This window comes from Citrobacter sp. Marseille-Q6884, assembly GCF_945906775.1.
In the GTDB taxonomy this organism is placed as follows: Bacteria; Pseudomonadota; Gammaproteobacteria; order Enterobacterales; family Enterobacteriaceae; genus Citrobacter.
Genome location: NZ_CAMDRE010000001.1, coordinates 91462 through 105135 on the forward strand (window position 1 = coordinate 91462; position 13674 = coordinate 105135).

The following is a 13674-nucleotide window of genomic DNA, read 5'->3' on the forward strand; positions in this document are numbered from 1 at the left end:
AAAAAACATTCTGCGATGGTATTAATGTTAACTTTAATATTCTTCGCGGAGGGTGATTGAAAATGTATTTTTGTAGACACTTTTATCTGTTGACGAAAAGAACAGCATTATTTATATTCGCCCACCGTTATTTTTGTCATTACTCATCCTGTTTCAATGTTGGTTATTTGTTACGTCGTAGCATTTGACATCTTTCATCTACTTATTTGCAACAATAACATCTCATTAAGTAATAACAGAAATCCAACTCGACATTGCATTACATTTTCAGGAATTAACAAAATCCGTGGCACAGTCTCTGTTTTCCCTTAAAGCAATAAAAGGGTGGCAACATTCTATCACTGGCAAAATCACGCAGTTTTTGCTGGCGGGGATCGTTATTGCTTTTGGCGCTGGCGCCTTTACCAGCTGGAGCCTGATAGACAACTTCTCCTGGCAGCAGTGGGTTCAACGGGCCGAATCAAACGCACAGATTATGACCTATATCATCCGTAGCGTGTATACCACCGTGTCGGTTGAAACCAGCGATGCAGGTCAAATATCCCGGATCGTATCGGATAAACAGATTGGCGATACCGACTCTATTCTGCAAACCGGCTATAACCCGGTAGATGTTCTGGCGCTGGCATCGGTACAGACGCATAACCCCACCTGGCTGTTCCTCTATACGCCAGAGAAAGGCTTTGTGGGCATCAACAATAAATCAGAAGAAGGTGAAGGCGTTATCACCTTCGCAGGGCAACGCCCGCGTGATGTGCTGGACAATTACTATGTCGGCTTTGCGCGGATCAACGGCGAAGAGTGCTTTATCAGCGCCGTCCCTATCCTGACGCCGTCAGGCGAGATCCTCGGTAGCCTGATCAGCAGCATCGGCAAGAAAAGCGAACTTTACGCGACCTACGATGCGATGCTGAAAAAGAGCTGCATCATTTTTGTCCTTATTTTGCTGGTGACGCTGGCACTGGTCACGGTATTCATGCGCCGTTTATTCCGCCCGGTTCCGATGCTGATTAACTCCATCACCCGCATTGCCCATGAAGAAACGGACTGTGTCACCCCTTACCTCGATCAGGATGATGAAATTGGTCACCTGGCAGGCGCAATCGAAAAATTGCGTGTCGCCATGAAAGAGCGCGGCTACCTGCAGCGCATGCATGAAATGTCGCAAAAAATGGAGCATATGGCGCATCACGATTCGCTGACGGGGTTGCCAAACCGCGTATCGTTTAGCCTTGCGCTGGATAAACGGGTAAGCGAAATCCATCAGGACGAGAAACAGTTCAACCTGCTGTTGATTGACCTCGACAATTTCAAACCGGTGAACGATACCTTCGGCCATAAGGCGGGGGATGAACTGTTAATCAGCGTTGCACAGCGGCTGCAATTACTGCTGGGACCAAACGATATGGCGGCGCGTCTGGGCGGTGATGAGTTTGCTATCCTGCAACATGTCAGCGACGACGCTATCAAAGAAGCGCATCGTCTGTCGAAACGTATTATCCGCGCGCTGAGTACACCGTTTACCTGGAGCTCCCATACCTTTTCTATCAGCTGCAGCATCGGGATTACCACGGCGCCTTATCAGGGCAATAACTCCTCAACCTTAATGATCAACGCCGACCTGGCCATGTATGCCTCCAAGCATCACGGGCGGGGTTGTTTCCATTTCTTCGAAGACGGCATGGTCATGACCCAGACCCACAGTCTGTTTATTAACCAGGAAATCATTGATGGCATCGATAATAAGGAGTTCGAACTTCACTTCCAGCCCATCATGAATCTGGAAGATAACAGTATTTACGGTTATGAATCGCTGATTCGCTGGAACCACCCCACTAAGGGTCTGATTTATCCCGACTATTTTATCAGTATTGCCGAAAGCTCCGGTCTTATCGTGCGTTTGGGTGAGTGGATTATTCGTCAGTCATGTGAAGCAGCCGCCAGGTGGCCGGAGCGCATCCGGGTTGCCGTCAACATCTCGGCCTACCAGTTGCACAATCCGGGTCTGGTTGACGCCATCAAAGACGCTTTACGCATCAGTCAGTTGTCGGCTGAACGCCTTGAAATCGAGATCACCGAATCCGAGAAGCTGGATAAATCGATTGCCTTACCCGTTCTGAAAGAGATCCGTTCGCTGGGTATCGACATCGCCATGGACGATTTGGGAACAGGGTATGCGGCGCTGGATTATTTGCTGATCTACCCGTTCACGCGCATCAAGATCGCACGCACGCTGATCAATAAACTCGAGCAGGATAATGCCAGTCAGTATCTCATCGTGATGCTGATCCAGTTCGCGCATAAATACAATATGTCAGTGACGGCCGAAGGCGTCGAGACATCGCAACAGTGCGACATTCTGCGCGATATAGAGTGCCAAAATGTTCAGGGCTATTTCTTTAGCTACCCGCTACGTGAACACGAAGTGTTGTCCGCATTTGCCGATGAAATCATTGAAGAAGGGATCTGCGATGTCTGACATCTTCCGCACGGCAAAGTGCATGTTGATGGTACTTTCTTTGCTGATAACACTGTGTGCCAACTGCGCGGCTCGCGCTCCGCAGGCTTATAATACGCTGGAGAAGATTGCCAGTCAGAAAACCATCACGCTTGGATATCAGGAAGATGCATTTCCCTTTTCATGGCAGGACGGAAATACCCCTGCGGGCTACTCCATCGATATTTGCAAAAATATTGTCAATGCGCTCAAAACCAAACTGCATCTCAACGATCTGAAAACCGAGTGGGTGAAAACGAATTCGGCTTCACAATTTGTTCTGATCAGAAATCACGTGGCAGATATCATGTGTATCCCTGCCTTTTATTCGAAAAGACGACATACGATTAGTGAGTTCTCACTGCCGTTTTACTTTTCCAGCACCCGCTACGTCAAGCGCAAAGACGACGGTAATAGCAATCTGCAAGCGCTTTCCGGGCATAGCGTTCTGGTAAAAAGCGGCACGATTTACGTTGAACAATTACAAAAAATCAATGCAGCGAATGCCCTCGACATTAACATCCAACTGGATACCAACAATATTAACGCATTCAATGCACTGCAAAATGGTGAATATTCTGCGCTGATTTCCAGCACAGTATTACTCAAAGGTATGATTGCGCAAACGCCAAACCCTGAGAACTATGAGTTATCCAGTATTGCGCTAAGCGCTTCTCTTCCGGCAGGGCTGTTACTTCCTTTAGATGACAAAGCGTTCAAAGCCTTTGTTGATGGCGCGTTATCCTCGCTGATGACCAGCAACGAATTTACTGCGCTGTACAAGAAATGGTTTCTGTCCCCAATACCGCCAAAAGCCATCAATTTAAATATTCCCATGTCAGATAAACTGAAAGCGTTAACCGCGGCAAAAAAGAAGATCAACTTTGATTATGATAAATATAATTAATAATGAGATGGCAAGGGTGAAACGTGTGACGCGCGGGCTTATTTTGCTGTTTAGCATTATTGCGTCCCCCGCCCTGATGGCACAGCAGAACGCGGCAACGCTGGATCACATCCAGAGCAGCAGTGTTCTGAACGTCGGTTATCGTCAAATACCGCCCTTCTCCTTTACCGACCACAACGGCAAAGTCACGGGATATACCATTGCGGTATGCAACATCATTGCAGATAAGCTGCGTCTTTATCTCAAACTGAATACGTTGACTGTTCATTATATTCCGGTGAATTTTTCGGAGCGTTTCTCTGCGTTAAACAACCGAAAAATAGATATGGACTGCAGCGTCAATACCAACGCGCCCGAGCGGGTCTCCAGCGTTTCCTTTTCTGTTGATTATTACATCGCGAAAATGCGAATTATCTCTTTACGGAGCAACAATATCCATTCGCTTAATGATTTGAAAGGGCGGACGGTAAGCCTGCCGGGCAGTTCAAAAGATTTGCTGGAATTCAACAAAACGAACAGAGAAAAACACCTGAATATTTCGACGATCACGACGACGACGGTAAACGGTGCATTTAACAAGATGGCGCAAAATGAATCTGCGGCCTTGTTTATTGATGACATTCTGGCCTACCCGCTCATTCAACATAGTGACCAACCGGATAGCTTCAGCGTATCGTCTGAAACCATCGGTGATGATATGCACTATGCCATTATGATGAGGAAAAACGATCCGCAGTTTGTGGGGTTTGTTGATAATACGCTGAAAAATCTCTTTGCCTCGCCAATGAACGAGCAACTGCGTAATAAATGGTTGGTGCCCTGGTCCTGTAAAAATATAAACCATCAGTCCGCCATGAGTTGTCAGCATCACAATTGAACATCCTCCGCGCCTGTTCACTCAACCGTTTCCTTCGCCTCTGGAAGATCCCAGGGGCGCTCTTGCTGCTTTTAACGGTCAACTCGCTGCGTGCCGCGTGGGACTTCGCCAGCATCCAGTTAAAATCCGATGCGCTTTATGGTCCCGCCAGCGCAGCGGCACAACAGCGAATCAATGCCTGGTAGCAGCTTTTGATCCAATTGCGGCATGCTGACGAGCAAACACAATTACGCACCGTAAACCAGTTTTTTAATACTCAGCTTCACTATGCCGAGGATAGCGACATCTGGAACAGCGCGGACTACTGGGCGACACCTGTGGAATCTCTGCGCAAAGGTGAAGCGGATTGTGAAGACTACGCAATCGCCAAATATTTTACGCTTCGCCAGCTGGGTGTCTCCGAAGAGAAGCTGCGCATCACCTACGTTAAAGCCCTGCGTTATAACCGGGCGCACATGGTATTAACCTGGTATGCCAGCCCTGAAGCCATTCCTCTGGTGCTCGATAGCCTGACGAGCACCATTTCACCTGCAACGCAGCGTATGGATTTATTACCTGTTTACTCCTTTAACGATAGTGGCCTTTGGCTGCCAGGCAATCAGAACAATAAACGCGTTGGGGACAGCAAGAGACTTTCTCGCTGGCAGCAAGTTTTCACAAAAATGCGGGAAGAAGGCTTCCCGATGGATAAATAGGAATCACCTGTGTCTCTTTTCAAACAGTTACTCCTGGGCATCTCTCTCTTTATGATGTTCGTATTCAGCGGCAACTTTATTGTGACGCTGGAAAGTTCGCGCAATCAATCTAACAACCAACTCCTTTCCCATGCCCAGGATGCGGCAACGGCGCTGGGTGTTTCGCTGACGCCTAATGTCAACGATCCGGCGATGATTGAGCTAATGGTAAGTTCTATTTTCGATAGCGGTTATTACCAAAAGATTCGCATCGTTAATCTGGAAAACGGAAAAGTCATTCTTGAGCGCAGCGCGGCAGAATCGATCCCCAATGTGCCTGGCTGGTTTGTCGATCTGGTCGATGTGACGGCGCAAACGGGGGAAGCGACGATCATGCGTGGCTGGCAACAGGCCGCCCGCGTGGAAGTCACCAGCGACCCTATCTTTGCGGTTCAACGCCTGTGGGACAATACGCTCGGTAATCTGGTCTGGATGCTCTCCTGTAGCCTTGCCAGTCTGTTAGCGGGCGTCCTGCTGCTGCGTAAGCTACTGCGCCCGCTCAACTATCTGGCGAAACAGTCGGAAGCCATTACCCGCCGCGAATTTTTAACGCTGCAGGAACTGCCAAAAACCCCGGAACTGCGCCGCGTCGTCGGGGCAATGAATTTAATGGCCACCAAACTCAAGTCATTATTTGAGGAACAGGCCATCTACAGCGAGCGTTTGCACAACGAAGCCTATCTCGACAGCCAGACCTGTATCGCCAACCGCCGTGCGTTCGATATGCAGTTTCAGGCGCGCCTGAGCGATGCCGATACGGCGCCAGGCTATTTGCTGCTCCTCCGTGTCCAGGATTTAGGTGGACTGAACCAGCGCTTTGGTGGGCCGCATACCGACAAGTTGCTGCTCAACATCGCTAACCTCCTGAATTCGCATAAAGCAAAATATGCGTCTCTTGATAGCACCGTCGCCCGTATTCGGGGGAGCGAGTTCGCCCTGCTCTGCCCTGGCGTCACGCAAAGTGAAATGGTCAACCTGCGCAATTCGCTCACCCAAAAACTGACGGCATTTTATGCCACCGGCATGTCGGATCAGCAGCCGGTCGCTTACTCCAGCATGGTGCCATTTAGCGCGGGTGATAACCCTCAAGCGTTGTTGATTCAGGCCGATCGCCTGCTGGTCGAAGCGGAAACGCATACCGACCATCAGGTGGTGCCGACCACGGAGATAGCAACAGCCAGTGAAGACCAGCATTTGTGGTTTGTCCGTCTGGAGCAGGCACTTGAAAATCAGCAGTTCCAGTTGGTGTATCAACCGGTTGTGGATTGTCATCAACCGGATAACGTCCTGCATTACAAAGTGTTATCACGCATTGTTGATGAACAGGGCAACACCATAAACGCCGGGCGATTCCTGCCGTGGATCCACCGCTTTGGCTGGAGTCACCGCCTGGACAAAGTGATGCTGAAACTGACGTTAAACCAACTCAAAGCCGCGCCCGGAAAATTAGCGCTCAGTATTTCAGGCAGTTCCCTCACCAACGAGGCCACGATTTCAGACCTGTTAAGTCCACTGAAATACGCCCCAAGGTTAGCCAGCCAGCTTATTCTGGAACTGGATGAGAATCAGCTACCGGGAGCAAATCAAATGGCGATGTTCGTGAAAGCCGTGAACCAGCATCACTGTTCACTGGGTCTGCAACACTTCGGTAGCCGCTTCGACATGATAGGCCATCTGTCACAGTGGGGGCTCGCCTGGTTGAAAATCGACAGTAGCTACATCCGCAATATCGATCAGGAAAAAGACAAACGCTTGTTTATTGAAGTGTTATGTAACGCGGCGCGCAGTATCGATTTACCGCTGATCGCAGAGCGCGTTGAAACAGAAGGTGAGCTTCACGTGCTGCAGGAATTGGGTATTGATGGCGCGATGGGTCAGCTTTTGGGCGAACCTGCACCACGGTGATAAAACCAGGCAGTCTGCACGTCAGGCTGCCTGTTACGATTAAAAAATGCGGTCGTCATTTCCAAGCAGTTGCTCTAACCCTCCCAGTTCCTGACGCGCGTTCGCACGATTCATTAATTTAACCTGTGCCATCGGCGGGAGATCGGTGATGGCAATAACGCCTTTACGGATCAGCAGATAAATCAGATCGTCCAGTACGCGCACCATTTCCAGGTCGCTCTTTTGCAACATGGCAAGAAACTGCTGATTATCCATTTCAGTGTGTTTGGTCTCGCCTTCTTTCCCGGACTGCATGTTTGCATCAGGTGGAACAGAATTCATGTTATCGCCTTCTATGTGCCGTGATGCTACTGGCCTGTTCACTCTGGTCAGTAAGCATATGTTAGTAAGAGTGTTTTATTTGGGTTTGCTGTCCGATGAACCAGCACCGTATCAATAGCCCCGCAGCGTTACCTGTAACTGTGTTTTTTTGGCTATCGATGAAAGCAAGCGTGACACAATTTTGGTGACAAACGATTCGCGGCTCAGACAACCCAGTCCGTACCTGTCAACACCCATGACAGGCGCAATACACCGCTTCCCGCTTAATTCGCCAGCAACGTGTAATATATTCACCACAGCGCCACTTAAATAACACCATTCTTTTTATAAATCTGTTAATAAATTAACGCACAAATATCACATTCATCTAATGTCAGCATTAATATTAAATGTAGAAAAATGCACATTTAATAATTCGCACTGACGTGAGACTTGACTGGAAAATAAATATAATAAAAAATAACCAAAAATAAAACACGATGTGACAAAACATGTCCCTGAATAGTTGATCAAAAGACTCAGCTAAGATAATTCATGCTTGTTAATTAATGTTGTGTAATTGTAAAAATAGATGATGGTGACGGCATATGAATGTCATAACCGTGAGATACAGGACATTCATGTCATGAAGAAGCTTTTCGTTTTTCTGCTTTCATGGTTTTCAATCAGTGCCGTTTACGCAGAAGATTTGCACAATACCGTACAAGATGCGTTAGCCAATCATCCAGAAGTCAATGCGGCGATAAATAGCCGTTACTCTTCGGAAAAAGATCTTCGTGCCGCACAAGGTGGGTACTTACCATCACTCAATTTAAATGCCGAAGCCGGACGCAAAAATATTGATGACGCCACAACCCGCGCTTCAGGCAGCACCAATGGCATGACGCAATCGCCCAATGAAGCGACGCTCAGTCTGGAGCAAAACGTGTTTAATGGTTTTGCGACCCGTAGCGAAGTCGCCCGGCAAAAAGCAACCGTTGATTCACGCGCTTACAGCGTGATGAACACCAGCGACAACATCGCTTTCACGGTTATTCAAGCCTATTTTGATGTGCTGCAACGCGAAGAGTATGTCCGTCTTGCCCAGGACGACCTTGCCAACCATGAACGTATTTACGATCAGATAAAACTGCGTACCGATCAGGGTGTTGGCCGCTCCGGCGATTTCATGCAGGCTGAAGCGCGCCTGGCGCAGGCCCGCAATAATTTGCTGACCGAGCAAACCAACCTCGAAGATGCCAAAACGAACTTTGTCAGCGTCACAGGCAGAGACCCGGAAGGATTAAGCCTGCCGGAAAGCATCGATACGCAACTGCCAACCTCGCTGGAAGATGCCAAAAAACGGATGGAGCAAAACAGCCCGTTGCTGAAGTCTGCCAACGCGGATATTGAAGCCGCTCACCAACAATACGAGGCGGCAAAATCGACCTTCTATCCGCGCGTAGACGTTGAACTGTCACGCGGGATCAGTAACAACACGGATACCACCAGCGCCCACGCAGAACAGTGGGAAGCGATGGTCAAACTGCATTACAACCTGTACCAGGGTGGCAGCGACAAAGCGAATCTGGATTCTCGCGCCTACCTGCATAAACAGGCTCAGGACGTGCGTAATAACGCGTTACGACAGATGAACCAGGAACTGCGCCTGGCCTGGACTGCGCTGCAGAACGCACGCGCCCAGCTCCCGGCGGCGGAAGAATATGCCGACCGTAGCGTAAAAGTGCGTACCGCTTATCAGGATCAATTCAGCCTTGGCGAACGTACGCTGCTGGATTTGCTCGACAGTGAAAACGAGGTTTTCTCCTCTAAACGTCGGCTTGTTGAATTACGTTACCTGGCGATTACCAGCGGTTATCGAATTAGCGAGCGTACCGGTGAATTAATGAATACTCTAAAAATCACCCCGCCGCCTTCAGGACAGCCGGTCGATTCCGCACAAGAAAATAACTTACCTGAACTCCATTAATAATTACTAATCAAAATAAATTGCTGATCTGCACACATATTAACGCTGGTATGTGTGCGGTCAGAAATGGTCGCCAAAATGAGTGCACAAGCCGAATTATTAAATGAAGTACCTGAGAATGCACAGAACAGCAATTCTCAACATCACGATCCCCGTAGCCATAATGACGACCCGTTATTAGATAGCTTACTTATTCTCTGCTCTCTGCATGGCAAACCCGCCAGTCGAACAACATTAAGCAGCGGCCTGCCTTTAGAAAACGATCAGCTCACGCTGAATATTTTTCCGCGCGCGGCGGCAAGAGCGGGGTTAAAAGCGCGAGTCGTGACCCGTGCGCTTGATAAAATTCCGGCAATGTCGCTGCCGGCCATCCTGCTGCTGCGTTCTGGCGGAACGGGCGTGTTGCTGGCATGGAACGAGGATGGCAGCGCCCGCTTTATGCCCTGCGAAAGCGAAGGCGGGGAGATTTGCGTTGATAAAGCGACGCTTGAAGAGAACTATGCCGGAAAGGTTATTTTTGCCCATCCGCGTCACGCGTTCGATCTGCAGGCGGAAGCCTTTCTGCCTCGTACCAAATCCTGGTTTAAAGATACCCTGCGCCTGTCACGTTTTCTGTATATGGATGCCGTACTGGCCAGCCTGCTGATTAACCTGATCGCGCTCGGTACGCCGCTTTTTACTATGAACGTCTATGACCGCGTAGTACCGAATCAGGCGACGGTCACGTTGTGGGTGCTGGCTCTGGGTATCTGCCTGGCCTTTATCTTTGATCTGATTTTGAAAATGTTGCGCGGTATCTGCCTGGATATGGCAGGTAAAAAAAGCGATCTAATCATCTCCTCTACCCTGTTCGAACGCATTATTGGTATGGAGATGAAAGAGCGTCCAACCCGTGTGGGGAGCTTCGCGCAAAACATCCACGAGTTTCAGTCTCTGCGTGATTTTCTCTCATCACTCACATTGACGACGATTATCGACCTGCCCTTTACGCTGCTGTTGCTGATTGTTATCGGCATTATCGGTGGCTCACTGGCCTGGATCCCCGTACTCACGCTGCCGATAGCCCTGCTGTGCAGTTGGGCGCTGCAAAAACCCGTCAACGATGCGGTGGCGAAAACCATGAGTCTGGCCAGTGAACGTCAGGCGCTGCTGATCGAGACCCTCAGCAGTCTGGATGCCATCAAAGTGAATAATGCCCAGAGCGAGCGTCAGTTCCAGTGGGAACATACGCTGGGTAGCCTGAGTCGTCTGGAACTGCGGGTGAAAACCTTATCCAGCCTGGCGAGCAGCCTCACCGGCTGGTTCCAGCAAATTTCGGGCGTCGTGATGATCATCGTCGGCGTGTACATGATTATCGGCGGCAAACTGAGTATGGGTGGCCTGATCGCCTGCTACATGCTCAACGGTCGCGCACTCATGCCGATGGGCCAGCTTACCGGCCTCATCGCCCGCTATCAGCAGGCGAAGCTGACCATTAAAAGCACCGACAAAATGATGTCTCTGGCGCAAGAACGCCGTGCGGATGAAAACCCGCTCAAACGTGAACAATTGCAGGGCAGCATTGAGTTTCGCGATGTCGATTTCAGCTACCCGGAACAAAAAAATCTGTCGCTGCACAAAATCAATCTGACCATACAGCCTGGCGAGCGTATCGGCATTATCGGACGGAGCGGTTCGGGGAAAAGCTCTCTCAGCAAACTGATCGTCAACCTGTATCAGCCCAGCGCCGGTAACATTCTGATCGACGGTGTCGATGCCCGCCAGTTAGACGTTAACGATTTGCGCCACAGCATCGGCTACGTCCCGCAGGATATTCAGTTATTCAACGGTACGCTGCGCGATAACCTGCTGTGCGGAGCGCGCTATGTTGATGATGAGACCATGCTGCGCGCAGCGGAGCTGGCCGGGGTCAACGACTTCGCACGTGTGCACCCCGACGGTTATAACCTGCAGGTCGGCGAACGCGGCTCCCAGCTTTCCGGTGGGCAGCGACAGGCGGTCGCCCTCGCACGTGCGCTGTTGCTTAATCCGCCCATCCTGTTGCTTGATGAGCCGACCAGCTCAATGGACAACACCAGCGAAGAGAAGATCAAGCTCGAGCTGGAGCCTCACATCAAAGGTAAAACATTATTACTGGTCACCCACCGCGCCTCCATGCTGTCGCTGGTTGATCGCCTGATTATTGTTGATAAAGGACGCATCATCGCAGATGGCCCGAAAGCGGTGGTGATGGATGCGTTAAAGAAGGGGCAGATTAATGCATCTCGCTGATACCCTGGCGCGCGCTCGCCGCTATATGCAGCGCTATTTTCAAGGTCGTGATGAAAACCAAACCGACAGCATCAATGAAGTCAGCCAGGCCATTCTTGATGACTCACCGCGGGTGATTCGGCTCACGCTATGGGTGATCCTTGCGCTGGTTGTTCTGTCCTTTGTCTGGGCGGGTTTTGCGAAAATTGATGAAGTGACGCGCGGCGAAGGCAAAGCGATCCCGTCTTCGAAACTGCAAAAAATACAGAACCTGGAAGGCGGGATCGTCACCGAGCTGTATGTTCATGAAGGGCAGATCGTCGATGCCGGAACGCCGTTGCTGCACCTCGACGACACGCGCTTTGCCTCAAATGTGGGTGAAACGGAGGCCGATAAACTTGGCCTGCGGGCAAAAGTGGAACGCCTGACCGCAGAAGTGGAAAACCGCGACTTAACCATCTCGCCAGAGATTGTCGCCAAAGCGCCGGATGTCGCCAGGGGAGAAACCGAGCTGTTCAACAGCCGCCGGACCCAGTTCAACAATGAAATATCCGGTCTTCAGGAACAACTGGTTCAGAAGAAGCAGGAGCTGCGCGACGTTGAATCGAAGAAAGATCAATTTGCCAACAGCCTGGCGTTAATACGTCAGGAAATCAAAATGTCCGAGCCGTTGCTCGCGTCCGGGGCGATTTCTAAAGTAGAACTTCTGCGTCTGCGTCGTACTGAAGTGGAAACCGCCGGCCAGTTGAATTCGACCAGCTTAACAATCCCTAAAGCCTCGTCCGAGATTAAAGAGATTGAGAATAAAATCGGTGAAAGCCGCGGCCGTTTCCAGAGTGACGCGCTTGCTCAGTTAAACGAAGCCCGCACGAACCTGAGCAAGGCCCAGGCCAGCGTGAAAGCGCTGGAAGACAGAGTTAACCGTACCATGGTGACCTCACCGGTTCGCGGTATTGTTCAGCAGGTGATGGTGAATACCATCGGGGGTGTTATTCAGCCGGGCAGCGATCTGGTTGAAATCGTCCCATTGGATGACAAGCTCTTAATTGAAGCCAAAATTCAGCCGCGCGATATCGCCTTCCTCCATCCAGGTCAGCAGGCAATGGTGAAATTCACCGCCTACGATTACACCATCTATGGCGGGCTGAAAGGTGAAGTGGTGCAGATAAGCCCTGACACCATTACCGATAAACAAGGTCATAGCTTCTATATTGTCCACCTACAAACGGACAAAAACTATCTGGGGACGAAAGAACACCCGATGCTGATCATTCCAGGCATGGTCGCCAGCGTCGATATTCTCACGGGTAAGAAAACGATTCTTAGCTATCTGCTCAAACCGATTATTCGTGCACGTGCGGAGGCGCTCAGAGAACGCTAATGACAGATGCGCCCCCTGCGGAACAAACGGGGGCGCAGATATTCATTCCGGGATATAAGAAGACAGTTTTCCCCGATTAAGAATAATTTTTCCGTCACACACCAGCTCCTGTAAAACCTTATGTATCGCGCTGCGAGAGATATGGTTGCGTGCCAGAATAAAGGTATATACAGATGTTTTCTCGCGCACGTCCGGTGCCATCGCCCAAATATACTTCACGTGTTCAATAATCAACTCACGGATAGTCCGGTGCGACTGCAGCGTTTCGCGCTGAAAATAACGCTGTAGATGATGCGTTAAGATATCAAATGCCGCTTTCCACAAATTTTTAGCCGTGAACAGGTGATCGGCATTCTGTACGCTCATGGCCCACATTTCGCAATCCGTATCACAACGTAAATAGTGGCTGGAAACCTCAGTACGCATTTGTGGCAATCCGAGAATCGCAGGTGCAGAGATACTTACTGTCACCAAATCATTTTCTATACGATAAACAGAGACTGTCCCTTTCTCCAGAAAAAAGATATTTCCATCGACTTTCAGATCAATGCGCTGACGCTTTTTGCGCAAGGACAGCCATGCATTATCTGATTTCTTGATTTCGTCACCAATAAGTACTACTGACTTTTCTATTTCGCTCTGGAACATAAGGCTCTCTAACGCAAATTATTGCTTCGCAAAAACAATTTAATAACCTACGGATCAAAAATAAATGTCAGCATTTAAACATGCTGACATTTATTTTCATTTACATTATTCATGTTTATCCGTCTACACCGCATTACGGGTACGACAAGCAACTTCACCATAATGATTGGCCACCAGCATTCCCT

General features: G+C 49.7%; 9 protein-coding genes and 1 pseudogene. 8 read left to right on the forward strand and 2 right to left on the reverse strand.

Going from position 1 to position 13674, the window contains the following annotated elements:
* Positions 1–286 precede the first annotated feature (286 nt).
* From N7268_RS00485 to N7268_RS00510, 5 genes and pseudogenes are all read left to right on the forward strand, one after another.
* Positions 287–2479 carry a putative bifunctional diguanylate cyclase/phosphodiesterase gene (locus N7268_RS00485; protein WP_260861414.1) on the forward strand — a complete coding sequence of 731 codons (2193 nt, stop codon included), beginning with the start codon at positions 287–289 and terminating at the stop codon, positions 2477–2479.
* Entirely contained in the window at positions 2472–3404 is a 933-nt protein-coding gene (locus N7268_RS00490) for an amino acid ABC transporter substrate-binding protein (protein WP_260861415.1), read from the forward strand. Before N7268_RS00485 ends, N7268_RS00490 begins: the two co-directional genes overlap by 8 nt.
* A gap of 7 nt (positions 3405–3411) precedes the next feature.
* A complete protein-coding gene (locus tag N7268_RS00495) occupies positions 3412–4281 on the forward strand; it encodes an amino acid ABC transporter substrate-binding protein (protein WP_260863513.1) in 870 nt (289 codons plus the stop codon).
* Positions 4282–4283: 2 nt separating this feature from the next.
* Positions 4284–4976 (forward strand): annotated as a pseudogene (lapG, locus tag N7268_RS00505) (cysteine protease LapG).
* Positions 4977–4985: 9 nt separating this feature from the next.
* The gene (locus N7268_RS00510) at positions 4986–6920 is read left to right on the forward strand and encodes an EAL domain-containing protein (protein WP_260861418.1); all 1935 of its coding nucleotides are present in this window, start codon (positions 4986–4988) and stop codon (positions 6918–6920) included.
* Positions 6921–6959: 39 nt separating this feature from the next.
* Here the strand turns inward: N7268_RS00510 and N7268_RS00515 are convergent, their stop codons facing one another.
* Positions 6960–7214 (reverse strand): hypothetical protein, encoded by a 255-nt coding sequence (locus N7268_RS00515; protein WP_409929192.1) that lies wholly within the window; start codon positions 7212–7214, stop codon positions 6960–6962.
* A gap of 652 nt (positions 7215–7866) precedes the next feature.
* Between N7268_RS00515 and N7268_RS00520 the strand changes: the two genes are divergently transcribed.
* The 3 genes from N7268_RS00520 (at position 7867) to N7268_RS00530 (ending at position 12841) form a co-directional block, all read left to right on the forward strand.
* Entirely contained in the window at positions 7867–9210 is a 1344-nt protein-coding gene (locus N7268_RS00520; RefSeq protein WP_260861420.1) for a TolC family outer membrane protein, read from the forward strand.
* A 78-nt stretch (positions 9211–9288) separates the two neighbouring features.
* Positions 9289–11481 (forward strand): type I secretion system permease/ATPase, encoded by a 2193-nt coding sequence (locus N7268_RS00525; RefSeq protein ID WP_260861421.1) that lies wholly within the window; start codon positions 9289–9291, stop codon positions 11479–11481.
* Positions 11468–12841, forward strand: a complete 1374-nt coding sequence (locus N7268_RS00530) for an HlyD family type I secretion periplasmic adaptor subunit (RefSeq protein WP_260861422.1) — start codon at positions 11468–11470, stop codon at positions 12839–12841. The genes N7268_RS00525 and N7268_RS00530 overlap by 14 nt, the downstream gene beginning before the upstream one ends.
* Positions 12842–12883: 42 nt before the next feature.
* Here N7268_RS00530 and N7268_RS00535 read toward each other — a convergent pair whose 3' ends face one another.
* Positions 12884–13489: a helix-turn-helix domain-containing protein gene (locus N7268_RS00535; protein ID WP_260861423.1), complete on the reverse strand. Its 606-nt coding sequence runs from the start codon at positions 13487–13489 to the stop codon at positions 12884–12886.
* Positions 13490–13674 lie beyond the last annotated feature (185 nt).

Coding starts and splice junctions, on each gene's coding strand:
- N7268_RS00490 (WP_260861415.1), top strand. CDS start 2,472: ATGTCTGACATCTTCCGCACGGCAAAGTGCATGTTGATGGTACTTTCT.
- N7268_RS00495 (WP_260863513.1), top strand. CDS start 3,412: ATGGCAAGGGTGAAACGTGTGACGCGCGGGCTTATTTTGCTGTTTAGC.
- N7268_RS00515 (WP_409929192.1), bottom strand. CDS start 7,214: ATGCAGTCCGGGAAAGAAGGCGAGACCAAACACACTGAAATGGATAAT.
- N7268_RS00520 (WP_260861420.1), top strand. CDS start 7,867: ATGAAGAAGCTTTTCGTTTTTCTGCTTTCATGGTTTTCAATCAGTGCC.
- N7268_RS00525 (WP_260861421.1), top strand. CDS start 9,289: ATGAGTGCACAAGCCGAATTATTAAATGAAGTACCTGAGAATGCACAG.
- N7268_RS00530 (WP_260861422.1), top strand. CDS start 11,468: ATGCATCTCGCTGATACCCTGGCGCGCGCTCGCCGCTATATGCAGCGC.
- N7268_RS00535 (WP_260861423.1), bottom strand. CDS start 13,489: ATGTTCCAGAGCGAAATAGAAAAGTCAGTAGTACTTATTGGTGACGAA.